The organism is Pseudomonas sp. S44 (genome assembly GCF_016624805.1).
GTDB classification, from domain to species: domain Bacteria; phylum Pseudomonadota; class Gammaproteobacteria; order Pseudomonadales; family Pseudomonadaceae; genus Aquipseudomonas; species Aquipseudomonas machongensis.
On record NZ_JACVTY010000012.1, the window covers coordinates 16,836 to 41,868 of the forward strand.

The 25,033-nt window shown below is 63.9% G+C and carries 19 protein-coding genes and 1 other RNA gene; 11 read left to right on the forward strand and 9 right to left on the reverse strand.

Annotated elements, in window-relative coordinates; genetic code table 11:
- The first annotated feature begins 3 nt into the window (after positions 1 to 3).
- The 4 genes from smc (at position 4) to ffs (ending at position 7,492) form a co-directional block, all read left to right on the forward strand.
- A complete protein-coding gene (gene smc, locus IAE40_RS11445; RefSeq protein WP_197892464.1) occupies positions 4 to 3,492 on the forward strand; it encodes a chromosome segregation protein SMC in 3,489 nt (1,162 codons plus the stop codon).
- A gap of 204 nt (positions 3,493 to 3,696) precedes the next feature.
- Complete coding sequence (zipA, locus tag IAE40_RS11450; protein ID WP_200603188.1) at positions 3,697 to 4,581, forward strand: cell division protein ZipA; 885 nt, start codon at positions 3,697 to 3,699, stop codon at positions 4,579 to 4,581.
- A gap of 246 nt (positions 4,582 to 4,827) precedes the next feature.
- Entirely contained in the window at positions 4,828 to 7,158 is a 2,331-nt protein-coding gene (ligA, locus tag IAE40_RS11455; protein ID WP_112897785.1) for an NAD-dependent DNA ligase LigA, read from the forward strand.
- Between the two features lie 237 nt (positions 7,159 to 7,395).
- An RNA gene (gene ffs / locus IAE40_RS11460) (signal recognition particle sRNA small type) lies at positions 7,396 to 7,492 on the forward strand.
- A gap of 129 nt (positions 7,493 to 7,621) precedes the next feature.
- Here ffs and IAE40_RS11465 read toward each other — a convergent pair.
- A complete protein-coding gene (locus IAE40_RS11465; RefSeq protein ID WP_200603214.1) occupies positions 7,622 to 8,566 on the reverse strand; it encodes a bifunctional helix-turn-helix transcriptional regulator/GNAT family N-acetyltransferase in 945 nt (314 codons plus the stop codon).
- A 240-nt stretch (positions 8,567 to 8,806) separates the two neighbouring features.
- Here IAE40_RS11465 and IAE40_RS11470 point away from each other — a divergent pair, with 240 nt between their 5' ends.
- The 4 genes from IAE40_RS11470 (at position 8,807) to IAE40_RS11485 (ending at position 12,942) form a co-directional block, all read left to right on the forward strand.
- Positions 8,807 to 9,853 (forward strand): N-acetylmuramidase family protein, encoded by a 1,047-nt coding sequence (locus IAE40_RS11470; RefSeq protein WP_054893635.1) that lies wholly within the window; start codon positions 8,807 to 8,809, stop codon positions 9,851 to 9,853.
- A gap of 1 nt (position 9,854) precedes the next feature.
- Complete coding sequence (locus tag IAE40_RS11475) at positions 9,855 to 10,475, forward strand: hypothetical protein (protein WP_231100314.1); 621 nt, start codon at positions 9,855 to 9,857, stop codon at positions 10,473 to 10,475.
- A gap of 106 nt (positions 10,476 to 10,581) precedes the next feature.
- Positions 10,582 to 10,992 (forward strand): hypothetical protein, encoded by a 411-nt coding sequence (locus IAE40_RS11480; RefSeq protein WP_200603189.1) that lies wholly within the window; start codon positions 10,582 to 10,584, stop codon positions 10,990 to 10,992.
- Between the two features lie 9 nt (positions 10,993 to 11,001).
- Positions 11,002 to 12,942 (forward strand): hypothetical protein, encoded by a 1,941-nt coding sequence (locus IAE40_RS11485; RefSeq protein WP_200603190.1) that lies wholly within the window; start codon positions 11,002 to 11,004, stop codon positions 12,940 to 12,942.
- Here the strand turns inward: IAE40_RS11485 and IAE40_RS11490 are convergent.
- Positions 12,936 to 13,694, reverse strand: a complete 759-nt coding sequence (locus tag IAE40_RS11490) for a substrate-binding periplasmic protein (protein WP_200603191.1) — start codon at positions 13,692 to 13,694, stop codon at positions 12,936 to 12,938. The two genes, IAE40_RS11485 and IAE40_RS11490, sit on opposite strands and share 7 nt — an antisense overlap.
- Before the next feature lie 132 nt (positions 13,695 to 13,826).
- Between IAE40_RS11490 and dnaX the strand changes: the two genes are divergently transcribed.
- From dnaX to recR, 3 genes are all read left to right on the forward strand, one after another.
- The gene (gene dnaX / locus IAE40_RS11495; protein WP_197892475.1) at positions 13,827 to 15,881 is read left to right on the forward strand and encodes a DNA polymerase III subunit gamma/tau; all 2,055 of its coding nucleotides are present in this window, start codon (positions 13,827 to 13,829) and stop codon (positions 15,879 to 15,881) included.
- A gap of 62 nt (positions 15,882 to 15,943) precedes the next feature.
- Positions 15,944 to 16,279, forward strand: coding sequence for a YbaB/EbfC family nucleoid-associated protein (locus tag IAE40_RS11500; RefSeq protein ID WP_054893640.1), 336 nt, complete (start codon positions 15,944 to 15,946; stop codon positions 16,277 to 16,279).
- A gap of 83 nt (positions 16,280 to 16,362) precedes the next feature.
- Positions 16,363 to 16,965: a recombination mediator RecR gene (recR, locus tag IAE40_RS11505; RefSeq protein WP_054893641.1), complete on the forward strand. Its 603-nt coding sequence runs from the start codon at positions 16,363 to 16,365 to the stop codon at positions 16,963 to 16,965.
- Between the two features lie 199 nt (positions 16,966 to 17,164).
- Here the strand turns inward: recR and IAE40_RS11510 are convergent, their stop codons facing one another.
- The 7 genes from IAE40_RS11510 to hyi all read right to left on the reverse strand — a co-directional run bounded on the left by IAE40_RS11510 (position 17,165) and on the right by hyi (position 25,010).
- Positions 17,165 to 18,163 (reverse strand): sulfate ABC transporter substrate-binding protein, encoded by a 999-nt coding sequence (locus IAE40_RS11510; RefSeq protein ID WP_054893642.1) that lies wholly within the window; start codon positions 18,161 to 18,163, stop codon positions 17,165 to 17,167.
- Between the two features lie 93 nt (positions 18,164 to 18,256).
- Positions 18,257 to 19,093 (reverse strand): ion transporter, encoded by an 837-nt coding sequence (locus IAE40_RS11515; RefSeq protein WP_063543957.1) that lies wholly within the window; start codon positions 19,091 to 19,093, stop codon positions 18,257 to 18,259.
- Positions 19,094 to 19,140: 47 nt separating this feature from the next.
- Positions 19,141 to 20,016, reverse strand: a complete 876-nt coding sequence (locus tag IAE40_RS11520; RefSeq protein ID WP_200603192.1) for an urea transporter — start codon at positions 20,014 to 20,016, stop codon at positions 19,141 to 19,143.
- A gap of 231 nt (positions 20,017 to 20,247) precedes the next feature.
- On the reverse strand, positions 20,248 to 21,663 hold the full coding sequence (gene pyk / locus IAE40_RS11525; protein ID WP_200603193.1) for a pyruvate kinase: 1,416 nt from the start codon (positions 21,661 to 21,663) through the stop codon (positions 20,248 to 20,250).
- On the reverse strand, positions 21,660 to 22,934 hold the full coding sequence (locus IAE40_RS11530) for a glycerate kinase type-2 family protein (RefSeq protein WP_063543961.1): 1,275 nt from the start codon (positions 22,932 to 22,934) through the stop codon (positions 21,660 to 21,662). The genes pyk and IAE40_RS11530 overlap by 4 nt, the downstream gene beginning before the upstream one ends.
- Before the next feature lie 245 nt (positions 22,935 to 23,179).
- The gene (locus IAE40_RS11535; RefSeq protein ID WP_197892482.1) at positions 23,180 to 24,073 is read right to left on the reverse strand and encodes a 2-hydroxy-3-oxopropionate reductase; all 894 of its coding nucleotides are present in this window, start codon (positions 24,071 to 24,073) and stop codon (positions 23,180 to 23,182) included.
- A gap of 154 nt (positions 24,074 to 24,227) precedes the next feature.
- On the reverse strand, positions 24,228 to 25,010 hold the full coding sequence (gene hyi, locus IAE40_RS11540) for a hydroxypyruvate isomerase (RefSeq protein ID WP_063543965.1): 783 nt from the start codon (positions 25,008 to 25,010) through the stop codon (positions 24,228 to 24,230).
- Positions 25,011 to 25,033: the final 23 nt, after the last annotated feature.

Consider the following 25,033-nt stretch of genomic DNA (forward strand, 5'->3'; position numbering starts at 1 on the left):
CCGATGCGCCTCAAGTGCATTCGCCTGGCCGGGTTCAAGTCGTTCGTCGACCCCACCACGGTCAATTTCCCCAGCAACATGGCGGCGGTGGTCGGGCCCAACGGCTGTGGCAAATCCAACATCATCGACGCCGTACGCTGGGTGATGGGCGAAAGCTCGGCGAAGAACCTGCGTGGCGAGTCGATGACCGATGTCATCTTCAACGGCTCCTCCGGGCGCAAGCCGGTGAGCCAGGCGAGCATCGAGCTGGTGTTCGACAACAGCGACAGCACCCTGGTCGGTGAATACGCCGCCTATGCCGAGATCTCCATCCGTCGCAAGGTGACCCGCGACGCGCAGAACACCTACTACCTCAACGGCACCAAGTGCCGCCGCCGCGACATCACTGACATCTTCCTTGGCACCGGCCTGGGCCCGCGCAGCTACTCGATCATCGAGCAGGGCATGATCTCCAAGCTGATCGAGGCCAAGCCCGAGGAGCTGCGCAACTTCATCGAGGAAGCGGCGGGCATCTCCAAGTACAAGGAGCGTCGCCGCGAGACCGAGAACCGCATCCGCCGCACCCAGGAGAACCTGGCGCGCCTGACCGACCTGCGCGAAGAGCTGGAGCGCCAGCTCGAACGCCTGCATCGCCAGGCCCAGGCCGCCGAGAAATACCGCGAATACAAGGCCCAGGAGCGCCAACTCAAGGCGCGCTTGTCGGCACTGCGCTGGCGTGCACTGGATGAGCGCGTGCGCCAGCGCGAAAGCATCATCGGTGACCAGGAAGTGGCCTTCGAGGCACTGGTGGCCGAGCAGCGCAATGCCGATGCCAGCATCGAACGCCTGCGCGACGGGCACCATGAGCTGTCCGAGCGGTTCAACCAGGTGCAGGGGCGCTTCTATTCCGTAGCGGGCGATATCGCCCGGGTCGAGCAGAGCATCCAGCACGGCCAGCAGCGCCTGCGCCAGTTGCAGGATGATCTCAAGGAAGCCGAGCGCACGCGCCTGGAAACCGAGTCGCACCTGGGCCACGACCGCACCCTGCTGGCGACCCTGGCCGAAGATCTCGCGATGCTCGAGCCCGAGCAGGAAATGACCCTCGCCGCCGCCGAAGAGTCCGCTGCGACGCTCGAGGAGGCCGAGCTGGGCATGCACGGCTGGCAGGCTCAGTGGGACGATTTCAATACCCGCTCCGCCGAGCCACGGCGTCAGGCCGAGGTCCAGCAGGCACGCCTGCAGCAGCTGGAGAGCAGCCTGGAACGTCTGGCCGAGCGCCAGCGCAAGCTGAGCGAAGAGAACCAGCAACTGGGCGCCGATCCCCAGGACGCCGCCATGCTCGAACTGTCGGAGCAGGTGGCTGGCAGCGAGTTGCAGCTCGAAGCGTTGCAGTTGCAGGAGCAGCAGGTGGTCGAGCGGCTTGAGGCTGTGCGCGAGCAACTGCAGCAGGCGACCCAGGCCCAGCAACAACAGCAGGGTGAATTGCAGCGCCTGGGCGGGCGTCTGGCGTCACTGGAGGCCCTGCAGCAAGCGGCCCTCGAACCCGGCAGCGGTGCGGCTGAATGGCTGCAGGGGCAGGGCTTGGGCAACCGTCCGCGCCTGGCTGAAGGGCTGCGTGTGGAGCCCGGCTGGGAGCTGGCGGTGGAGACCGTACTGGGTGCCGACCTGCAGGCGGTGCTGGTGGACGATTTTGCTGCACTTGATTTTGCCGCCCTGGAGCAGGGCGACCTGCGCCTGCTGCAGGCGAGCGGCGAGGGTGCGCGCCTGCCCGGCAGCCTGCTGGACAAGGTCGACGGACGCATCGATCTGGCACCCTGGCTCGGCCAGGTCAAGCCGGTCGAGTCCCTGGAGCAGGCCCTGGCCCTGCGCGTCACGCTTGAAGAGGGCCACAGCCTGGTCAGCCGCGATGGCTACTGGGTGGGCCGGCATTTCCTGCGGGTCAGCCGCGGTGGCGAGTCCCAGGGTGGCGTGTTGGCGCGAGGACAGGAGATCGAGCGCCTCGGCCAAGAGCAACTGGAGCACGAGGCGTTGCTCGAACAGCTCACGCAGCAGCTGCAAGACCTTCGCGAGCAACAGCTCGACCAGGAAGAACAGCGCGAGCAACTGCGCCGCCGCAGCCAGGACGAAAACCGGCAGCTTGGCGAGCTGAAGGCGAGCCTGTCTGCCGGGCGTGCACGTGCGGAGCAGTTGGAGCTGCGCCGCCGCCGCTTGCAGGAAGAACTGGCCGAACTCCAGGAGCAACGCGCCCTGGAGCATGAGCAACTGGGCGAAGCGCGCCTGGTGCTGCAGGAAGCCCTGGATCTCATGGCCCAGGACACCGAGCAGCGTGAACAACTGATGGCCCGTCGCGACACCCTGCGCGAAACCCTCGATCGCGTCCGCCAGGAGGCCCGCCAGCACAAGGACCATGCCCACCAGTTGGCAGTGCGCCTGGGTTCCCTGCGCGCCCAGCACGACTCCACGCGCCAGGCCCTGGAGCGTCTTGAGCAGCAGGCCGCGCGTCTGAGCGAGCGCCAGGAGCAGTTGAGCCTCAATCTTGAAGAGGGCGAGGCCCCGCTGGAAGAGTTGCGCCTGAAGCTCGAAGAGCTGCTCGAACGGCGCATGAGTGTCGATGAGGAAATGCGCCAGGCGCGCCTGCACATGGACGAGGCCGATCGCGAACTGCGCGACGTCGAAAAACGCCGTGCCCAGGCTGAACAGCAGGCCCAGTTGTTGCGCGGGCAGCTGGAGCAGTCACGCCTTGAGTCCCAGGGCCTGGATGTGCGGCGCAAGACCCTGCAAGAGCAGTTGCTCGCCGACGGTTACGACCTGCAGGGTGTGCTCGCCACGCTCGAGCCCGAAGCCAGCGAGCAGGGTACCGAGCAGGAATTGGAGCAGACTGAAGCGCGGATCCAGCGCCTGGGTGCGATCAACCTGGCGGCAATCGAGGAGTACGAGCAGCAGTCCGAGCGCAAGCGCTATCTCGATGCCCAGAACGCTGACCTGGTCGAGGCGCTGGAGACGCTCGAGAACGTCATCCGCAAGATCGACAAGGAAACCCGAAACCGTTTCAAGGATACCTTTGATCAGATAAATGCCGGATTACAGGCACTTTTCCCAAAAGTTTTCGGTGGCGGCAGCGCTTATCTGGAACTGACGGGCGAAGATCTACTCGATACAGGGGTGACGATCATGGCGCGCCCGCCGGGCAAGAAGAACAGCACCATTCATTTGCTGTCCGGCGGCGAGAAGGCACTGACCGCATTGGCGTTGGTGTTCGCCATCTTCAAGCTGAACCCGGCACCGTTCTGCATGCTCGACGAAGTCGATGCGCCGCTGGACGATGCCAACGTCGGGCGTTACGCCCGGTTGGTGAAGGAAATGAGCGAGACCGTGCAGTTCATCTACATTACGCATAACAAGATTGCCATGGAAATGGCTGATCAATTGATGGGGGTCACCATGCATGAGCCCGGTTGTTCACGTCTTGTTGCAGTTGATGTGGAGGAGGCCATGGCCATGGTTGACGCCTGATGCGCGAAGATTGGGCGATATCTGTAGGCAAATGCGCCTTGCATGTGCGACAGACGGTGTAAAGTTGTCTTTGGTCGTGCTAGCTTAATGTCACTCGTTTTTTGCGTGGGTAAAACGCCTGTCAGAACATAGAGTTGGCGCCACGTGTTAAAGGGCTTTGAAGCCTTTGTTTTCAAGCATATTTTTATAGAGGCACGGGATTACATGGAAATCGGTCTGCGCGAGTGGCTGATCGTCATCGGCATCATTGTCATCGCCGGTATTCTTTTCGACGGCTGGCGCCGCATGCGCGGCGGCAAGGGCAAGTTGAAGTTCCGTCTGGATCGTAGCTATTCCAACCTCCCGGACGACGAGGGCAGTGCCGAGGTGCTCGGCCCTGCGCGCGTCCTGGACACGCATAAAGAGCCGGAGCTGGACGAAACCGACCTGCCGTCGATGAGCGCCCCGGCCCGTGAACGCGAGCGCGAGCCAAAGCCGGCCAGGGCGCCCAAGCGTGGCAAGCGTGCTGCTGCCGAGTCGCAGCAGGGCGACCTGAATCTGGTCGCTGAACCGCGCGAGCCGGACCTGTTCGCCGACAGCGATGACGACTTCAGTGCCGACAACAACCGCAACAGCGGTTTCGCCACGAGCAACAACGCCGCCAAGGAGTTGCCTCCGGTCGAAGAGGTGCTGGTGATCAGCGTCATCTCCCGTGACGAAGGTGGCTTCAAGGGCCCGGCGTTGCTGCAGAACATCCTGGAAAGCGGCCTGCGTTTCGGCGAGATGGACATCTTCCATCGTCACGAAAGCATGGCCGGTCACGGCGAGGTGCTGTTCTCCATGGCCAACGCGGTCAAGCCAGGCATATTCGACCTGGATGACATCGACCATTTCAGCACCCGTGCGGTCAGCTTCTTCCTTGGCCTGCCCGGCCCGCGTCATCCGAAGCAGGCCTTCGACGTGATGGTTGCCGCCGCGCGCAAGCTGGCCCACGAGCTCGACGGTGAGCTCAAGGATGACCAGCGCAGCGTGCTGACCGCGCAGACCATCGAGCACTACCGCCAGCGTATCGTCGAGTTCGAACGCCGTGCGCTGACCCAGAAGCGCTGATAGATCCAGACTCAAGAGCAGCCCATGGGATTGCTGGTCGGTTCGGCAGATGACGTTGCCTGTGCCGGCCCCATTGCCGGACAAGCCGGACGCCGCACCGCCGCTCCCACAGATACACGATTGTCTGTGGGAGCGGTGGTGCGGCGTCCGGCTTGTCCGGTGATGAGGTCAGTACATGCTGAACAGCATCCCGATCCGCGCCGGCATCACCCAGGCTGCTCTTTTGCTTTGCAAGAGACCTGAAAGATGAACGCCGAAAACCGAATCCACGAACTGCGCGCCGAACTCGACCAGCACAACTATCGCTACTACGTGCTGGACGAGCCCAGTGTGCCCGACGCCGAATACGACCGGCTGTTCAACGAACTCAAGGCCCTGGAAGCCGAGAACCCACACCTGGTCACTCCTGACTCGCCCACCCAGCGCGTCGGCGGTGCAGCCTTGGCGGCCTTCACCCAGGTGCGCCACGAGATCCCGATGCTCAGCCTGGGCAACGCCTTCGAAGAGGCCGACCTGCGTGAGTTCGGGCGGCGCGTGGTCGAAGGGCTCGACCAGGCCGAGGCGGTCGACTACAGCTGCGAGCCCAAGCTCGATGGCCTCGCGGTGAGCCTGTTGTATCGCGACGGCCAGCTGGTGCAGGGCGCCACCCGTGGCGACGGCACGACCGGCGAAGACATCAGCACCAACGTGCGCACCATCCGCAACGTCCCGTTGAAGCTGCATGGCAGCGGCTGGCCCGAAGTGCTCGAAGTGCGTGGCGAGGTGTACATGAGCAAGGCGGGCTTCGAGCGGCTCAATGCCGCTCAGGCCGAAATCGGCGGCAAGACCTTCGCCAACCCCCGCAACGCTGCCGCTGGCAGCCTGCGTCAACTGGACTCGAAGATCACCGCCAGCCGCCCGCTGGAATTCTGCTGCTATGGCATCGGCCAGACTTCAGCGAGCGTCGGCGACAGCCATATCGGCATCCTCGAGCAGCTCAAGGTCTGGGGCATGCCGATCAGCCCTGAGCTCAAGCACGCCGCCGGTATCGAACAATGCCTGGCCTATTACCAGGACATCGGCGCCCGCCGCAACGCGCTGCCCTACGAGATCGACGGCGTGGTGTTCAAGGTCAACAGCCTGGCGGCGCAGCGCGAGCTGGGTTTCCGTGCGCGTGAGCCGCGCTGGGCCATCGCCCACAAGTTCCCGGCCATGGAAGAACTCACCGAGGTGCTGGACGTCGAGTTCCAGGTCGGCCGTACCGGTGCGGTGACTCCGGTCGCCCGTCTCAAGCCGGTCAAGGTGGCCGGGGTGACCGTATCCAACGCCACCCTGCACAACATGGACGAGATCGCCCGCCTGGGCCTGCGCATCGGCGACACGGTGATCATCCGCCGTGCCGGTGACGTGATTCCGCAGGTGATGCAGGTGGTGCTCGATCGTCGCCCTGATGACGCTCGCCCGGTCGAGGTGCCGAGCGCCTGCCCGGTGTGCGGCTCGCAGGTCGAGCGCACGCAGTTGGTCAAGCGCAGCAAGGGCAAGGAGACCACCAGCGAAGGGGCGGTGTATCGCTGCGTCGGCCGCCTGGCCTGTGGCGCCCAGCTCAAGCAGGCGATCATTCACTATGTATCGCGACGGGCGATGGACATCGACGGCCTTGGCGAGAAGAGCGTCGAGCAATTGGTCGACGAAGGCCTGATCGGTTCCCCGGCAGACCTGTACAAGCTGCAGTTCGAGCAGATCGTCGACCTGGAGGGCTTCGCCGAAGTCTCCAGCCGCAAGCTGCTCGAAGCCATCGAGGCGAGCAAGCGCCCGCCGCTCGCGCGCTTCATCTTCGCCCTGGGCATCCCAGATGTCGGCGAGGAGACCGCCAAGGTCCTGGCCCGCTCCCTGGGCAGCCTGGAGCGGGTGCAGGTGGCGCTACCGCAGGTGCTGACCTACCTGCCGGACATCGGCCTTGAAGTCGCCTACGAGATCCACAACTTCTTCGAGGATGCGCACAACCGCGAAGTCATCCAGCAGTTGCTCGACAGCGGCATGCAGTTACAGGATCAGGGCGAGCTGGCGGCGGAGTTCGCCGCCAGCACCACCCTCGCTGGCATGATCGCCAAACTCGACATCCCCTCGGTCGGCCCGACCGGCGCCGAGAAGCTGGTGGACAAGCTCGGCACCCTCGACAAGATCATCGCCGCCGACGGTATCGACCTGCGCCAGGCCCTGAATACCAAGCAGGCCGATGCCGTGCGCGAGTTCTTCAAGGTCGAGGCCAACCAGCAACTCGCCCGCGCCATCGAAGCCCAGCTCCAAGCGTTCGGCATGCACTGGCACAGCGAGAAGAAAACCACCGAGGGCCTGCCCCTGGCCGGTCAGACCTGGGTGCTGACCGGCACCCTGGAGCGCATGAGCCGCGACATCGCCAAGGACAAGCTGGAAAGCCTCGGCGCCAAGGTGGCGGGTTCGGTGTCCGGCAAGACCCACTGCGTGGTGGCAGGTCCGGGGGCGGGGTCGAAGCTGGCCAAGGCCAGTGAGCTGGGGGTCAAGGTGCTGGACGAAGAGGCCTTCGTCGCGTTCCTGGCGGGGCAGGGCATCACGGTCTGATGTTGCCTGCCCTGGCCTCATCGCGGGACGAGCCCGCTCCCACAGGTGCGCCTTTGCATTTATCCTGTGGGAGCGGGCTCGTCCCGCGATGAGGCCGGCACAAATTCCCGAGAACCTCATCCCTGGCGGACAAGTCCTTGAGAAATGATGGTTTTTTTGCCATCAAAGGTTGTAACTTCCCCCCGTAACGGTACAATGGCGCGGCTCGTCACCTGATGAGCTGCGTTATGGTGGCCCCACCGGTCCCCCCGCATTGATTACCCGTTAACCTGGTCAGGCCCGGAAGGGAGCAGCCACAGCGGGAACATCGAGTGCCGGGGTGTGGCTGGTGGGGCTGCCTCCATTTCTCTCGAAGTCCTGCTCTCGAACGGCTTTCGCTCTTCACCGCCTGGTGATCCAAAGCGTGACGCACCGTACGCCTAGCCCTCCCTGCCTTTGCTTATCCCGCCACTTGGTCCCATCGTCAGCGTTTACGCGTGAACTGCTGTTCCGTAACCGTCGAGCCCCATTGGCTGCCTTGCTCTTCATGAGTCAGTTCGAAGCCCAGCGATTCGTAGAGGTGCCGGGCGGCTTCCAGTCCTTTGAACGTGTGCAACTGGATTGCCGAGAAGTTCTGCCGGTCACAGAAAGCGACTGCTTCGGTGAGTAGCCGGCGACCTACACCGCCACCACGGCAGCCATCATCCAGCAGGAACCAGCGCAGGTGAGCTTCATCGTTCCCGAGGTCCTCGCCGTCGATAGCCACCGACCCTACGATTCGGCCAGCGTCTTCAGCGACCCAGACTGCGTTGCGCGGGTTCCCCAGCCGTCCTGCAAACTCGGCAATGTTGGTTGCAACCCTGCTCTCGAAGAACTGGCCGAAACCGGCATGGCGCGAGTAGTAGCTTGCATGCATCTGCGTCATGCGTCCGATCAGGCCGGGACGGTATCCGAGGGTGATTTGAACCCTGGAGGCCGCTGTTTCGGTGGGTTGTTGGCGGGAAGCCTTCAACGCCTGGGCATAGGCATTCAGGCCTTGGGCGATGACCTGCTGTTCTTTCGGGGGCAGTGGGGCCAGCGTTGAGCTGACCTGCATTTGCCCGTAGGCATGAATCTCTTCAAGGGTGCGTTTCCCTTGCTCGGTAAGGCGCAATTGCTTCGTGCGGCCATCCTGCTCACTTTCATGCTCTTGCAGTTCACCCAGTTGAACGAGCTTCGCAACCATGCGGCTGACGCTGGACTTCTCAAGCCCCAGCGTCTGCACCAGTTGAGCGGCAGTCCGCTCCCCATGCTCGCCTAGCTCAAGCAGCGTGTGAACGGCAGAGGGGGAGTACTCCGTGCCGGCTAATGTCGTGCGCATGAAGCCCAGTTCACGGACCATCGTGCGTGAGGCGGAGCGGATTTGCTCCACGACCGAAGGGTCGATCATTTTCAAGGTCTCATCAGGAATGGTTGCGCAATACAACCATGTTTGGTTGTATTGCGCAACCATTCGCCGGCCCCTTGGCGATTCGCTGGGGGTGAAGACTGCTTCACAGCCTTGAAGTCCCGTTCTGGACAACTGAAAACACCCTTGTTAGTTTGCGTCCGCCATATATTTCAAAATATGACAGTGGCACTTAAGTGATATTGATTTGATATCAATTTATGACGAGCAAGGACGCATTGAATGAAAAGCCTGCAAGGTTTGCCCAGTCTTATCAGCGCTTCGGTCGGCACGCCCGGTAAAGCCCGAAACTTGCCCGCCGATGTTCAGTGCATCCAGTACCTGTTCAACCTACTCATCCCGCGGCTCGGTTTTCCGTTGCCCGAGAATGGCCGTTGCGACGGGCAGCTGGTGCAGCGCATCAGTCAGTACCAGTTCCGTCACCTGAAGTACGCGCATCCCGATGGGGTCGTCGATCCGAATGGGCGCACTTTCAACAGCCTGGTCGAGGAGGCTGTTCGAGTGCCGGTCAAGTTGATTCCAGCACTGCGTCTGCCCACCTTCATCAATGTCTTCGCCAATAATGTCGATGCCCAGGTGCAGGCCACGGTCAATCATTATCTGGACCGGATGCGCGCGGTGATCGAAGCCGAGCGGCGCAATCGGCAGATGGTGCTGCAGGTCACCTGCGATGGCGGCATGACGCTCAGCGACAGCGACTTCCAGAACGCCGCCACTCAATTGGGCAACGGCATTTCAGCCAACCTGATCAAGGCATTCGCCACGGTGGAGTCGGGTGGTCGTTCGGGTTTCGGGCCGGCCAAGCTGCCGGTGATCGCCTTCGAGGGGCATCACTTCCAGCGCTATACCAAGCACAAGTACGACCAGACTCATCCGCTGCTCTCGTACAAGTACAAGAAGAAAGCCGGCCCGCAGTGGCAAGCCAACAACAAGGATCAGGCCAAGGCCTGGGAAACCATGGCCACGGCATTCGGGCTGGATCAGGAGGCGGCATTGAAGTCTGCGTCCTGGGGCATGTTCCAGATCATGGGTTTCAACTTCGCCGATTGCGGGCACGCGAATGTGTTTGAATTCGTCGCGGCCATGAAACTCAATGCCGGGCAGCAACTCAAGGCCTTCCTCGGTTTCTGCAGCAAGAACCCGTCGTTTATCAAGGCGGCGAAGAACAAGGACTACGCCGGCATGGCCGCCAGTTACAACGGCAAGGATTATGGTGACTATGACGTGCGTATCAAGAAGGCCTACGAAGCACTTGAAGGGAAGAAGTGACATGGCAAAGAGTTTCTCGCGGCGACTGACTGTTCTGGCCACCGCACTGCTGGGATTGTCCGGGGCTGTTCATGCAGACGCCGCCGTACTGAAGCCTGGGCAATACGACGCGCTGATGCTGGCGGTCACGCCGGATCGCCAGGTGGAGGGCTACTATTCCGAGACCCTTGGCGAAGGTGTGACCCGGCATTGCACCTTCTACCTCAAGGGGCAGATCAGCGGCGATGGGGCGGTTGCGCTGGCCACCTGGGAAGACCAGACCTTCCCCGGCAGCCTGGCGGCCACGGGCGATGGCGTTACCCTCACCGTTGCACGAGGCCGCGAGCACCCCGGCTGCGTCAGTGTGCTGATGCCGGAGATCGCCACGGGGCTGGAGCTCAGTCGCTATGCGGAAAAGCCCTGGATCGCGCTGCTGACGGTCACTGCTGACAAGGCCTATCTGCGCAAGCAGGCGGGCAGCAGCGCGAGCAAACGACCCTATATCGTCAAGGGCGATGTAGTGGGCGTGCTGGCGTTCAAGGACGGCTGGGCCAAGGTCGAGTTCATCAACCAGGACGACCGCTCGTTCACGGGTTGGATCAGTCAGGATCAGTACCGCCGACTCGTTGCGCCCAAGGGCTGAAGCTGTGCTCGGGTGACGAGCCGAGCCCGCCGCACCTGCATTTATCGGCAAACAGGCTTATGATGCGCCTCTCGCAGCCCACCCATTTCTGAGAGAGGCCATCAGCATGGATCAGGTTGACGATCTGACCCGCCAGCGCATCCGCGACTGGCAAGCGCGCCGCCTGGAGATCAAGGACCAGATGGCCTCGCACCCCGAGCGCACCCTTGAGCTTTCGAAAGTACTCGACCAGATGGAAGAGGAACACGAACGCATCCTTGGCGAAGCCACGCCCGCAGCCGACGCCACAGCAGCAGTCGATCAGGCACCGGGGCTGGATTTTCGCCTGAGCGTCTCGGCGCGCAATGCCCAGGACCTGCGCAAGCTGCTGGAGATGGCGCTGCACGAGCTCGATAGCGCGCTGGCTGCCGAAGCCCGCTGCGAGGATGACGTGCGGCGCGTCTACCCGGGCGGCATGTCCGGCTCGCTGGGCGCCTACGCCTATGAACTTGAAGCCAATCCCGACACCAGCGAATGACCTGCGCGCATGCAACCTGAACATTACGATTTCGCCGACACCGTGTTTCTTCCCGTCACCCTGGAAGTCTGCCAAGGCCTGCTCGAGGATGCCTCCGGGCTCGAAGGGTTGAGCGATCCGGAGCTGGCGGCGGTGCTGGTGATCCAGAACCTGTCCCAGGCGCGCGAGCAGGTGCTCGACCCTGCAGCGGCGGAAAAGGTGCTGGCCAAGTTGCTGCAGTGGTCGGTCCGAGGGCCGCATGCGCCGGGCGTGGGGCTGAGGTCCGAGGCGCGGCGGCTGTTCGATGCACGCAAGCTGTATTTCGGCCTGGAAGTCATCAAGGGCTCGCGCTTGCAACTGCTGGGGGCCGAGGAGGTGGCGCAGCGCGAGTACTTGTTGGATGACGGTACCTGGGACATGCGCTTCAGGTCGCTTCGCCACCCGCGCCACAATCCGTTCAGCCAGCAGGCCCTCACCGGCTTCAATAAAGAGCGCTGGCTGACCCGCGAGCAAGACAAGTTGCTGCGGGTGCTGCGCGCCAATCCTGACGAAGACCTGCATGTGCAGGGCTATGCGGGCATCGGCAAGAGCTACCTGCTGGGAGCGCTGATCAATTGCCTGCCCAGGGGGCGGGTGTTGGCACTGGCGCGCACGCCCGGCAAGCTCGACGCCCTGCGGCGGCGTATCGGAAAAGGCTCCAAGGCTGGCAAGACGTTCGCCGAGTTTGCCCAGGCCCTGCTGAGCGTGCCTGGGCGGCCTGCCGCACGCGCATCGGCACGCCTGCCGAGCAAGCGCGCGGTGGCCGAAACCCTGAACATCCTGGGCTTTCGCCAATACGACGGCGAAAAGACCCTGGATATCTGCCTGGAGCTGCTGAAAAACTACTGTGAGTCCCGCGATCACAGCCTCACCGTGCGCCACCTTCCGCACTTCGCCCAGGCGCTGTCGCGGCTGGATAGCCAGGTGCTGCTCGAATACGCCAGCCGCCTGTGGGCCTATCTGCAGGAAAACCCTGCCTGGGATCGCCAGACCGGCTTCCCCACGTTGCTGCTGCTCAAGCGCGCCAGCCTCGCTGGCCACAGTGTGCCGAGCCGCTACAGCCATGTGATCGTCGACGAGAGCCAGGACATGCCTGGCCCGTTGTTGCAGATCATCGAGCGTGGCCGCCAGGTGCTGATCACGCTGGGTGACGAATACCAGCGTGCCGACGGGCCCGGACTGCGCCGCGCGCGTCAGGTGCGCCAGCGCGACATCGCCTTCTCGGTGCGCTGCGGGCCGAAAGTGGAGCGGCTGATCAACCCGCTGATCGGTGTGCATTCGCAAAAATCCAAGCTCGCCTTCGAAGGCGCCGGCAGCGTGGATGTCGGCATCGAGCACTACCCCCTCGATTTCGTGCCACCGCAAGGCTGTGTAGTGCTCACCGCGTCGCCCTGGGATTCGATGAAGTGGGCCATGCAACTGGCCGACAACCAGTGCCGGGTGGGCTTCTCCGATAACGTCGGGATGCAGCGTTTCATGTCCAGCGCCGTGCAGTTGTTCCGTGCCGACCTCTATGGCGCGGGCAGCGATGGCCAGGACACGCACGCCTATTTCGCTCACGCGCTGAACTGGCGACAAGTGCATGAGGACAATCGCTTCGACGAGTCATTCCTGTGGGTCGAGGCGCGGCTGCAGGACGGTTTTCGGATTGCCGAGCTCAACGCCTTGTCGGCACGCTTCTCCAATGAGCCGGGCAGCCTGTTGCTGATGCCGGCGCAGGAGGCCGGGGGGCAGGAGTTCGATCACGTGCTGTTGACCCAGGAGCTGATGGCGCTGAATCCGTTCAAGGATGCCTACGCCTTCGACAACCGGGTCTGCGCGGTCTATATCGCGCTGTCACGTGCCCGGCGCCATCTGTATCTGCCCTACGATGTGGACGAGTGGGTGGCGTACCACAAGGGCCAGAAATTCCGCGAGTCACACGGCTACTGATCGGCCGACAGCGTCCCTTGCACCTGGGTGTAGCGCTCGATGATCCGATCGATCTCGCCGGACTGCTTCAGGCGCACCAAGGCCCGCAGCACCTGCTGAGCGGGAATGGCCGGGTCGTTGCGCACCATGCAGCCCAGGTCCTGCTCTTCCAGCAGGGCCAGCGGGCGCAGGCGCTGCTCCCGGGGTTGCTGGCGGTTGAACCATTGCAGCGACAATTGGTTGCTCACCGCATAACGATAACGGCTGGCTTGCAGTTTCTGCAGGGCCAGGTCCTGGTTGCGGCTGTCTTCCCGCGTCAGCAGACGCTGCGCGAACATCGGGTCCAGGGTCGGGTAGGTGTAGCCCAGTACTGTACCGATGGCTTGTGCGGGCAGTTGCGCCAGGCCGCCGGGCAGCCCATCGCCAGCACGCCCGACCAGCAGGTCGCGTTGGTGGATCAGCGGCACGCTCCAGATGAACTCACCGGGCCGTTCGTTGAGCCAGTTGCTGGCCACGTAGCAGCGCACGTCGATGTCGCCAGCGGCCATGGCCTGCTCCAGGCGCAGGCGCGCCATCACGTGGTATTGCGGGCGTACCCCGGCTTCGCGGGCCAGGGCCTGGATCAGGTCGAAGAGAATGCCGTCGACCGGCACGTCGCCCTCGGTGCGCATCAACGGCATGCTCCAGCTCTCCGCGACGGAAAAGCGCAGCACCGGCTGCTCGGCAAGGCCGCTTGAGCTCCATAGCAACAGGATGGCGAGAAGTCGCCGCACGTCTATCCTCCTTGGACTTTCCATGTTCACCGGCAGCGCCCATAGTCTAGACGAGCCGGGCAGGGTGCAATTTTGCCCCCGCTCCGCTAGCATTAGCGATCTTCCGCTCGATCAGGCTGCGATGGTTTTTTGATGAGTTATCAGGTTCTTGCACGTAAATGGCGCCCGCGCTCGTTCCGCGAGATGGTAGGCCAGACTCATGTGCTCAAGGCATTGATCAACGCCCTGGACAACCAGCGGCTGCATCACGCCTACCTGTTCACCGGCACCCGAGGGGTCGGCAAGACCACCATCGCGCGGATCATCGCCAAGTGCCTGAACTGCGAAACCGGTATCACCTCCACACCTTGCGGCACCTGTTCGGTATGCCGGGAAATCGATGAAGGCCGCTTCGTCGACCTGATCGAGATCGACGCCGCCAGCCGCACCAAGGTCGAAGACACCCGCGAACTGCTCGACAACGTGCAGTACGCGCCCAGCCGCGGACGCTTCAAGGTCTACCTGATCGACGAAGTGCACATGCTGTCCACCCACTCCTTCAACGCCTTGCTCAAGACGCTGGAAGAGCCGCCACCCTACGTCAAATTCATCCTCGCCACCACCGATCCGCAGAAGTTGCCGGCAACCATTCTCTCGCGCTGCCTGCAGTTCTCGCTGAAGAACATGAGCCCGGAGCGGGTGGTCGAGCACCTTACCCACGTGCTCGGCGCCGAAAACGTGCCATTCGAGGAAGATGCCCTGTGGCTGCTGGGCCGCGCCGCCGACGGCTCGATGCGCGACGCCATGAGCCTGACCGACCAGGCCATCGCCTTCGGCGAGGGCAAGGTACTGGCCGCCGATGTGCGGGCCATGCTCGGCACGCTCGATCATGGCCAGGTGTACGGTGTGCTGCAGGCCTTGCTCGAAGGTGACGCCCGGGCGCTGCTCGAGGCGGTGCGCGCCCTGGCCGAGCAGGGGCCTGACTGGAATGGCGTATTGTCCGAGATGCTCAATGTGCTGCACCGGGTCGCCATCGCCCAGGCCTTGCCGGAGGCGGTGGACAACGGCCAGGGCGATCGCGACAAGGTGCTCGCGCTGGCGGCTGCGTTGCCGGCCGAGGATGTGCAGTTCTACTACCAGATGGGCCTGATCGGTCGGCGCGACCTGCCGCTGGCGCCGGATCCGCGGGGCGGCTTCGAGATGGTCCTGCTGCGCATGCTCGCCTTCCGCCCGGCCGACACGGATGACGCGCCGAAACCTGCGCTAAAGCCGGTGGGGATCAGCCAGGCCACAGCTGATCCAGCCAGACCGGTGGCAGCTGCGACCGTGGTGGCCGAGCCCTCCGTGGTTGCCGCTGCGCCTGAGCCTGTTGCGCCGCCCGCACCTGTGGTCGATAAGGCACCCGCCGTCGAGCCGGTCGCTGCTGCTGCGTCCGCCGTGGCTCCGGAAGCGGTGCCTTCGATCGAGCCCGAGCCCGTGCACGCCGTTGCACCGCCAGAGACAGTCGTCGATCTGCCGTGGGAAGAGCCTTCCCCAACGGTCGCGCCCTCGGCGCCGGTCATCCCGGCCGTCGTCGCGCAGCCGCCTGACGATCAGCCGGACTACGACGAACCTCCCTTCGATCCGTCGGCGTATGCGTCGGTCGGCATGGAGCGCGACGACGACGGTGCGGATGACGATTACTACGTGCCGCAAGCCGATCCGACAGGTTTCAGCTACCTGGACGAGCTCGCCGAGCATATCCAGGAGGACGCGCCTGCGGCGGCGCCCGAGCCTCTGCCTGCGGCGCAGCCGGCCACGGGCCTGGCCCTGCAATGGCTGGAATTATTCCCACAGTTGCCTGTCTCCGGTATGACAGGCAACATCGCCGCGAACTGTACGCTGATCAGCGCCGATGGCGATGACTGGCTGCTGCACCTGGACCCAGGCCAGGGTGCGTTGTTCAACAGCACCCAGCAACGTCGACTCAACGAGGCGCTCAACCAGCATCTGGGGCGTACGCTACGCCTGCAGATCGAGCTGATCCGCCCCGAGCAGGAAACCCCCGCGCAGGCCGCCGCGCGCAAGCGCGCCGAGCGCCAGCATGACGCGGAGCTGTCGATCGAGCAGGACCCGCTCATCCAGCAGATGATCAAGCAGTTCGGCGCCCGGGTGCGGCACGATACAATCGAACCTGTAGACGCGGCCCTGGCAACCCCGGGGCAGTGAAGCGAACCCCTTGCGCCCGGCCTCGTGCCGGCCGCATACATGACCCAATCGAGGATTCTCCCATGATGAAAGGTGGCATGGCCGGCCTGATGAAGCAGGCTCAGCAGATGCAGGAAAAAATGGCCAAGATGCAGGAAGAGCTGGCCAATGCAGAAGTCACCGGCCAGTCCGGTGCAGGTCTGGTCAGCGTGGTGATGACCGGTCGTCATGATGTCAAGCGCGTCAACATCGACGCCAGCCTGATGTCGACCGATCCGGACGACAAGGAAGTGCTCGAGGACTTGATCGCCGCGGCACTCAACGACGCCGTGCGCAAGGTCGAGCAGAACAGCCAGGACAAGATGGGCAGCATGACTGCCGGCATGCAGCTGCCGCCTGGTTTCAAGATGCCGTTCTGATCGACGGTTTGCAGCACATGGGGAGCACGATCGACTGATCGCTGCTCCCTTCTTCATTCTGTACCACTGACAGGCCTGCCTACATGAGCTTCAGTCCCCTGATCCGCCAACTGATCGATGCCCTGCGTGTGCTCCCGGGTGTCGGCCAGAAAACCGCCCAGCGCATGGCCCTGCAGTTGCTCGAGCGCGACCGCAGCGGAGGCACGCGCCTGGCACAGGCCCTGAGCCAGGCCATGGAAGGTGTTGGCCATTGCCGCCAGTGCCGCACCCTGACCGAGCAGGAGCTGTGCCCGCAGTGTGCCGATCCACGCCGCGACGACACGCAACTGTGCGTGGTGGAAGGGCCGATGGATGTGTATGCGGTAGAGCAGACCGGCTACCGTGGCCGTTACTTCGTGCTCAAGGGGCACCTGTCGCCGCTCGACGGCCTGGGCCCCGAGGCGATCGGTATTCCACAACTGATGGCGCGGATCGAGGAGCAGGGCACCTTCAGCGAGGTGATCCTGGCGACCAACCCCACGGTGGAAGGCGAGGCGACGGCGCATTACATCGCCCAGTTGCTGGCCGAGAAGGGTCTGACTGCCTCGCGTATCGCCCATGGCGTGCCGCTGGGGGGGGAGTTGGAGCTGGTGGACGGTGGCACGCTTGCGCATGCCTTTGCCGGGCGCCGTCCTATCTCGCTGTAAGCGTTGGGGCAGCCGGCGCACGGCCCTCAGCACCGGTGCGGTACCTGTGGGAGCGGGTTTACCCGCGAAAAAGACACCGCGCTGCTTGGCACGGGCTACGCCCGTGTTCGCGGGACAAGTCGCAGCGGCGAACCGCCGCTCCTGAAGATACAGATGGGGTGGTCGGTGTGATTGGGGCGCGCAGCGCGCCCCAAGCCAGTTACTTGTTGGTGTAGATCTGATCGAACACGCCGCCGTCGTTGAAGTGGGTCTTCTGCACGGTGCGCCAGTCACCGAAGGTCTTCTCCACCGAGAGGAAGTCGACTTTCGGGAAACGGTCGGTGTACTTGGCCAGGACGGTGGCATCACGCGGGCGCAGGTAGTTCTGCGCAGCGATTTCCTGGGCCGCCGGCGACCACAGGTATTTGAGGTATTCCTCGGCCACGGCGCGGGTCTGCTTCTTCTCGACCACCTTGTCGACCACGCTCACCGGTGGCTCGGCTTCCGCCGACACGCTCGGATAGACCACTTCGAACTGATCACGACCGAACTCGCGGGCGATCATCTCGGCTTCGTTCTCGAAGGTGACCAGCACGTCGCCGATCTGGTTGGTCATGAAGGTCGTGGTGGCAGCGCGACCGCCAGTGTCGAGCACCGGTGCCTGCTTGAACAGCTTGCCGACGAAATCACGGGCCTTGGCTTCGTCGCCGCCTTGCTTGAGTACGTAGCCCCAGGCCGAGAGGTAGGTGTAGCGGCCGTTACCCGAGGTCTTGGGGTTGGGCACGATCACCTGCACGCCATCCTTGAGCAGATCCGGCCAGTCTTTCAGCGCCTTCGGGTTGCCCTTGCGCACGATGAACACGGTGGCCGAGGTGAACGGCGCGCTGTTGTTCGGCAGGCGGGTAACCCAGTTGTCCGGCACCAGCTTGCCGTTGTCGACCAGGGCATTGATGTCGGTGGCCATGTTCATGGTGATGACATCGGCCGGCAGGCCATCGATCACAGCACGCGCCTGCTTGCTCGAGCCGCCGAAGGACATCTGCACATTGACCTTTTCCTTGTGCTCTTCTTCCCAATGCTTCTGGAACGCCGGGTTGTAGTCCTTGTAGAAGTCGCGCATCACGTCATACGAGACGTTCAGCAGGGTCGGCGCGGCCTGGGCCAGGTTGCCGAGGGCCAGGCCTGCGGCGAGCAGCGAGGCGCTGAAGAGTTTTTTCACAGAGGCGTTCCTTGTTGTGAGTGAAAGTTTGGCAATGTGCCAGTAACTATAACCTTTGGTTCTTGAGCCATTAAAGATCAAAACAGACTTTGCTTATGCCTGCTTGGTCGCTGCCTTGGGAAACAGCGCATTGCCACAGCGCGAACAGAATGCTGCCGTCGGCTCATGGGTTTTCTTGGCGCAGGTCGGGCAATCGTGGCGCAACTGTTCGCCGCGCATGGCGTTGGCCAGCTCGGCAGTGAAGATCCCGGTGGGCACGGCGATGATCGAGTAGCCGATGATCATCACCAGCGATGACAGTACCTGGCCCAACGGCGTCTTGGGCACGATGTCGCCGAAGCCGACCGTGGTCAGGGTGACGATGGCCCAGTAGATGCCCTTGGGAATGCTGGTAAAGCCGTGCTCGGGCCCTTCGATCACGTACATCAGCGTACCGAACACGGTGACCAGGGTCGAAACGCTGACCAGGAACACGATGATCTTCTGTTTGCTGCCGCGCAACGCCTCGAGCAGATAGTGCGCCTGCTTGAGGTAGGGGCTGAGCTTGAGCACGCGAAAGATCCGCAGCATGCGGATTACCCGGATGATCAGCAGGTACTGGGCGTCGCTGTAGTACAGGGCGATGATCCCCGGCACGATGGCCAGCAGGTCGACCAGGCCGTAGAAGCTGAACGCGTAGCGCAGCGGCTTTGGCGAGCAGTACAGGCGGGTGAGGTACTCGGCGAGGAAGATCGCCGTGAAGGCCCACTCGATGCCGGCCAGCAAGCCGGAATAATTGCGGTGCACATCGTCGATGCTGTCGAGGATGACGGTGACCAGGCTGGCCAGGATGATCAGCAGAAGGATCTTGTCGAAGCGTCTTCCAGCGACGGTGTCGGTCTGGAAGACGATGACATAGAGCCGCTCGCGCAGGCTCGAAGGGGTGTCCATGGGCTCGTTCCGTTATACGTTGCCGGTGAGAGCCTAGGGGCTGGCTCTCAGCCGTGCAAGCGCTGCGCGCTGCGCTGTCGGGCTTGCTGGACGAGGTGGCCGCCCAGGTGCATCAACCAGCAAGCGAGGACGAAGGGCGCGGTGAGCGCCGGCAGCGGCCACAGACTGGACAGCGCCTGCAGCAGCAGGGCCAGGGCGATGGCCAGCAGCGGGACCCAGGGGCGTTCGCCCTGACGGCTGAAGGCCAGTGCGGCCAGTGTGGTGTTGAAACCATACAAGCCCATCCAGGCCGCAGCTGCCTGGTCAGCGAGCAAGGCCGCACCGCCACCGATGGCTGAGCCGATCAGGGCCCAGCACGCAGCACGAGGATGGGCGAAGAACATGCCGGCAACGATCAGCAGGCCCGCCAGCGGTGCATCGAGCAGAAACACCTGGCCGACCCCACGCAGCACCCCGTGCACGTGGCTGGCTTCGACCTGGCCGCTGACGCCGGGCTCGATGATCAGCAGCATGATCCAGCCCAGCAGCACGAAAGGCGCGGTGTAGGCCAACAGCAGAGGGCCGCCGCGCTTGCGCCACTGGTGGGTGATGATGCTCGACAGGCCGCCTGCAGCAAGGATCAGCGCAGGCACGATCGCCGACCAAGGCACCAGCGCACTGATCAGCAGGCCGATCAGCACACCGTTGTAGCTGTAAAGGCCGGCCTGGCGATCAGCGCGGGCATAGCCGCGGCGCTGCGCCGTGAGCAGGCCGGCGAGGGCGCCAAGCAGCGCGCCGCCGACCAGGTCCGGGGCGGTGAGCAGGATGGCCAGCAGGCAGCATAGGCCGCACAGGGGATCGCGCAGCAGCAGCACCTGGCTGAAGCCGTTGAGCAGCGCCGTGGCCCAGTCGGGGCACGGGTTGACGAAATTCTTGGTGTACATGGGCAGTCGGCAAGGTGAGTGAAAGGCGCTGGGCCTCTTCGGGCCTCGGTTGTGCGCCATTGGATTGGCTCTGCGCGCTCTGTAGGAGCGGGCTTGCCCGCGAAAAAGACACCGCGCTGCCTGGCACGGGCTACGCCCGTGTTCGCGGGACAAGCCCGCTCCCACAGGAATTGGGCTGGCCTTTAGATTTCGAACAAGACAGTTGCTTCTACAAAATTGCAGGGCCGGTCTTCAGATCAAGGTCTCGATCCGCAAGGTATTGGTGCTCCCCGGCTGGCCGAACGGCACCCCCGCGGTGATCAGCAGGGTGTCGCCACGGCTGGCCATGCCTTGCGCCTGGGCGATCTCCAGCGCAGTCGAGCAGATCTCATCGACCTGGCGCAGGCGGTCGTTGACCACCGAATGCACACCCCAGGTGACGCTGAGTCGGCGCGCGGTCTTGAGGTTCGGGGTCAGGTTGAGGATGGGGGCCCGTGGCCGCTCGCGGGCGGCGCGCAAGGTCGAGGCCCCTGACTCGCTGTAGTTGACCAGCACCGCCACCGGCAGGATGCCGCTGATGCGCCGAATCGCGCAGCTGATGGCATCCGAAACCGTGGCTTCGGCCTTGGGGCGGCCGACGTCGAGCTGGGCCTGGTAGTCCGGGCCGTTTTCCACTTGGCGGATGATCTTGCTCATCATCTGCACCGCCTCCAGTGGGTAATCGCCGGAGGCGGTCTCGGCCGACAGCATCACCGCGTCGGCGCCTTCGGCCACGGCATTGGCCACGTCGGTGACCTCGGCGCGGGTCGGAGCGGGCGAGAAGCGCATCGACTCGAGCATCTGCGTCGCCACCACCACCGGCTTGCCCAGTTGGCGGCAGGTACTGATGATGCGCTTCTGGATCTGCGGCACGCTTTCAGCCGGCACTTCCACGCCCAGGTCGCCACGGGCGACCATGATCGCATCGGACAGCTCGGCGATGGCCTGCAGTTGCTCGACCGCCGAGGGCTTCTCGATCTTGGCCATCAGGTAGGCACGATCGTCGATCAACTGGCGCGCCTCGACGATATCCTCGGGGCGCTGGACGAACGACAGCGCCACCCAGTCCACGCCCAGTTCCAGGCCGAAGGCCAGGTCGCGGCGGTCTTTCTCGGTGAGCGGGGAGAGGTCCAGCACAGCTTGAGGGACGTTGACGCCCTTGCGGTCGGACAGCTCGCCGCCGGCCAGCACTTCGGTGTCGATGGCGTCGGCGTGCTTGGCGGTTACCCGCAGGCGCAGCTTGCCATCATCGAGCAGCAGGTCCATGCCGGGCTCCAGCGCGTCGATGATTTCCGGGTGCGGCAGGTTGACCCGGTGGCTGTCGCCGGGGGCCTTGTCCAGGTCCAGGCGCAGGGCCTGGCCACGCTGCAACTGCACCTTGCCTTCGGCGAAACGGCCGACACGCAGTTTCGGCCCCTGCAGGTCCATGAGGATGCCCAGCGGGTAGTTCAGTTGCTGCTCGACCTCACGGATCCACTGGTAGCGCAGGGCGTGGTCGGCGTGTTCGCCGTGGCTGAAGTTGAGGCGGAAGATATTCACCCCGGCTTCGACCAGCTGGCGGATGTCATCGATGCCGTTGATCGCCGGCCCCAGGGTGGCGAGGATTTTCACTTTTTTATCGGGCGTCATGATTGCGAGGTCTCGAGGATCAGGATGGCGCGGAAGTCGTTGACGTTGGTGCGGGTTGGCTCGGTGACGATCAAGGCATCGAGCGCGGCGAAGTAGCCATAGCCGTTGTTGTTGTCCAGCTCGTCACTGGCCGACAGGCCCAAGGCCTGTGCGCGGCTGAAGCTGTCCGGGGTCATCAGCGCACCGGCGTTTTCTTCGGAGCCGTCGATGCCGTCGGTGTCGCCGGCCAGTGCGTATACGCCAGGCAGGCCCTTGAGGCTTTCGGTGAGGCTGAGCAGGAACTCGGCGTTGCGCCCGCCACGGCCATTGCCGCGCACGGTGACGGTGGTCTCGCCGCCGGACAGGATCACGCAAGGGGCTTTCAGCGGCTGGCCATGCAGGACGATCTGCCGGGTGATGCCGGCGTGCACCTTGGCCACTTCGCGCGATTCACCTTCCAGATCCCCCAGGATCAGTGGGCTGAAACCGGCCTGGCGGGCTTTCACCGCGGCAGCCTCGAGCGATTGCTGGGGTTTGGCGATCAGTGTGAAGTGGCTGCGCGCCAGGGCCGGGTCATCGGCCTTGACGGTTTCCGATGCCGGGTTGTTCAGCCAGTCGATGACCGCCTTGGGCGCCTCGATGTCGTAGCGCTTGAGGATCGCCAGGGCATCGGCCGAGGTGCTCGGGTCGGCCACGGTGGGGCCGGAGGCGATGACGGTAGCCAGATCGCCCGGCACATCGGAAATGGCGTAGGTATAGACGGTGGCGGGCCAGCAGGCCTTGGCCAGGCGTCCGCCCTTGATCGCCGAGAGGTGCTTGCGCACGCAGTTCATCTCGCCGATGGTGGCGCCGGACTTGAGCAGCGCCTTGTTGATCTGCTGCTTGTCGGCCAGCGTGAGGCCCTCGGCGGGCAGTGCCAGCAGGGCCGAGCCGCCGCCGGAGAGCAGGAAGATGACGCGGTCGTCTTCATCGAGGTTGCTGACCAGTTGCAGCACGCGCTTGGCGACCGCAAGGCCGGCGGCGTCGGGGACCGGGTGGGCGGCTTCGACCACCTCGATCTTCTGGCAATTGGCGCCATGGCCGTAGCGGGTCACGACCAGGCCCGAGACTTCGCCCTGCCAGCTCTTCTCGACCACTTCGGCCATGGCGGCGGCGGCCTTGCCAGCGCCGATGACGATGACCCGGCCGCTGCGATCGGCGGGCAGGTGAGGTTCGAGGACCTGACGGGGATGGGCGGCGGCGATGGCTGTGTCGAACAGCTCGCGCAGGAGTTTCTGTGGATCGACCGACATGGCAGGCTCCCAAAATTCTTGTTGTTCTGCAGAATCGAAAACGCCCCTGGAACTGCCTCCGTGCAGGCCGAACCAGGGGCGGGTGTTGCTCGGTGTCACCTGATGAACCTGTGGTCGCAGGCTCATCGGGGCAGGCTTCTTCGCGGGTGAACCCGCTCCCACAGGATTACCGCAGCCCTCAGGCCTGTGGAGTACCTGTGGGAGCGGGTTTACCCGCGAAGAGGCCCTTGAGGGTTACATCAAGATCACTTGTCGTCACGAATCGAGAAGTTGGCCATGTGCTCCAGCCCCTTGATCAGTGCCGAGTGGTCCCAGTTGCTGCCACCCAGGGCCGCGCAGGTGTTGAACACCTGCTGGGCATTGGAGGTGTTGGGCAGGTTGATGCCCAGCTCCTTGGCACCCTGCAGGGCCAGGTTGAGGTCTTTCTGGTGCAGGCTGATACGGAAGCCCGGGTCGAAGGTGCCCTTGATCATGCGCTCGGCATGGACTTCGAGGATCTTCGAGGAGGCGAAACCGCCCATCAGCGCTTCGCGCACCTTGGCCGGGTCGGCGCCGTTCTTGGCGGCGAACAGCAGCGCTTCGCTGACGGCCTGGATGTTCAGGGCGACGATGATCTGGTTGGCCACCTTGGCGGTCTGGCCATCGCCGTTGCCACCGACGCGCGTGATGTTCTTGCCCATGGCTTCGAACAGCGGCAGGGCGCGCTCGAAGGCTTTCGGGCAGCCGCCGACCATGATGCTCAGGGTTGCGGCCTTGGCGCCGACTTCACCGCCGGATACCGGGGCGTCCAGGTAGGTGGCGCCAGTTGCCTTGATTTTCTCGGCGAAGGCCTTGGTCGCGGTGGGGGAGATCGAGCTCATGTCGATCACCACCTTGTTCGGGCCGACGCCTTCACCGACGCCATTTTCACCAAACAGCACGCTCTCGACCTGCGGGGTGTCGGGCACCATCACGATGATGAATTCGGCTTCCTGCGCCACCTCTTTAGGGTTGGCCAGGGCCACGGCACCTGCGGCGACCAGGTCGGCAGGAGCGGCGTCGTGGTGGGTGGAGACGAACAGGCTGTGACCTGCTTTCTGCAGGTTCTGGGCCATGGGCTTGCCCATGATGCCGGTGCCGATGAAACCGATTTTAGCCATGAGAATGTGCCTCTTTGTATTTGTGATATCTCAAGCGAACTGAGCGCCTTGTGGGAGCGGGCTTGCCCGCGAATGCGGCAGGTCAGCCGACGGAGGTGTCCTTGCGGGCGCCATCGCGGGACAAGCCCGCTCCTACAGGGAGCGACTGTGTTCGTTAGATCGCGTTATGGGTTTTCAGCCAGGCGAGCCCGGCCTCGGTGGTGGTCTTGGGCTTGTACTCCGCACCCACCCAGCCCTGGTAACCGATGCGGTCCAGGTGCTCGAACAGGAAGCGGTAGTTGATCTCGCCAGTGCCCGGCTCGTGACGGCCGGGGTTGTCGGCGAGCTGGATGTGGTTGATCTGCTTGAGGTGGGTTTCCAGGGTCCGCGCCAGGTCACCCTCCATGATCTGCATGTGGTAGATGTCGTACTGCAGGAACAGGTTGGCGCTGCCCACCTCGGCCTGGATCTCCAGGGCCTGGGCGGTGGTGTTCAGGTAGAAGCCTGGGATGTCGCGGGTGTTGATCATCTCCATGACCAGGCGGATCCCGGCGGCTTCGAGCTTGTCGGCGGCGTACTTGAGGTTGTCGACGAAGGTCTTGCGCACCTCGGCGCACTGCAGGCCTTGTGGGCGGATACCGGCCAGGGCGTTGACCTGCTTGTTGCCCAGCACCTTGGCGTATTCGATGGCCTTGTCGACGCCGGCGCGGAACTCTTCGATGCGGTCGGGGTGGCAGGTGATGCCGCGTTCACCTTTGGCCCAGTCGCCTGCAGGCAGATTGAACAGCACCTGGGTCAGGCCGTGGGCATCGAGCTGCTGCTTGATCTCGCTGGCGCTGAAATCGTACGGGAAGAGGTATTCGACACCGCTGAAGCCCGCGTCGGCGGCGGCTTTGAAGCGGGCCAGGAAGTCCTGTTCGGTGAACAGCATGGACAGGTTGGCAGCGAAGCGAGGCATGGTTGTCTCCTTGCAGATGAAAG

Coding starts and splice junctions, on each gene's coding strand:
- ligA (WP_112897785.1), top strand. CDS start 4,828: ATGAACGCCGAAAACCGAATCCACGAACTGCGCGCCGAACTCGACCAG.
- IAE40_RS11480 (WP_200603189.1), top strand. CDS start 10,582: ATGGATCAGGTTGACGATCTGACCCGCCAGCGCATCCGCGACTGGCAA.
- IAE40_RS11515 (WP_063543957.1), bottom strand. CDS start 19,093: ATGGACACCCCTTCGAGCCTGCGCGAGCGGCTCTATGTCATCGTCTTC.
- pyk (WP_200603193.1), bottom strand. CDS start 21,663: ATGACGCCCGATAAAAAAGTGAAAATCCTCGCCACCCTGGGGCCGGCG.
- IAE40_RS11470 (WP_054893635.1), top strand. CDS start 8,807: ATGAAAAGCCTGCAAGGTTTGCCCAGTCTTATCAGCGCTTCGGTCGGC.
- IAE40_RS11475 (WP_231100314.1), top strand. CDS start 9,855: ATGGCAAAGAGTTTCTCGCGGCGACTGACTGTTCTGGCCACCGCACTG.
- IAE40_RS11530 (WP_063543961.1), bottom strand. CDS start 22,934: ATGTCGGTCGATCCACAGAAACTCCTGCGCGAGCTGTTCGACACAGCC.
- IAE40_RS11485 (WP_200603190.1), top strand. CDS start 11,002: ATGCAACCTGAACATTACGATTTCGCCGACACCGTGTTTCTTCCCGTC.
- zipA (WP_200603188.1), top strand. CDS start 3,697: ATGGAAATCGGTCTGCGCGAGTGGCTGATCGTCATCGGCATCATTGTC.
- IAE40_RS11535 (WP_197892482.1), bottom strand. CDS start 24,073: ATGGCTAAAATCGGTTTCATCGGCACCGGCATCATGGGCAAGCCCATG.
- IAE40_RS11465 (WP_200603214.1), bottom strand. CDS start 8,566: ATGATCGACCCTTCGGTCGTGGAGCAAATCCGCTCCGCCTCACGCACG.
- smc (WP_197892464.1), top strand. CDS start 4: ATGCGCCTCAAGTGCATTCGCCTGGCCGGGTTCAAGTCGTTCGTCGAC.
- IAE40_RS11520 (WP_200603192.1), bottom strand. CDS start 20,016: ATGTACACCAAGAATTTCGTCAACCCGTGCCCCGACTGGGCCACGGCG.
- hyi (WP_063543965.1), bottom strand. CDS start 25,010: ATGCCTCGCTTCGCTGCCAACCTGTCCATGCTGTTCACCGAACAGGAC.
- dnaX (WP_197892475.1), top strand. CDS start 13,827: ATGAGTTATCAGGTTCTTGCACGTAAATGGCGCCCGCGCTCGTTCCGC.
- recR (WP_054893641.1), top strand. CDS start 16,363: ATGAGCTTCAGTCCCCTGATCCGCCAACTGATCGATGCCCTGCGTGTG.
- IAE40_RS11500 (WP_054893640.1), top strand. CDS start 15,944: ATGATGAAAGGTGGCATGGCCGGCCTGATGAAGCAGGCTCAGCAGATG.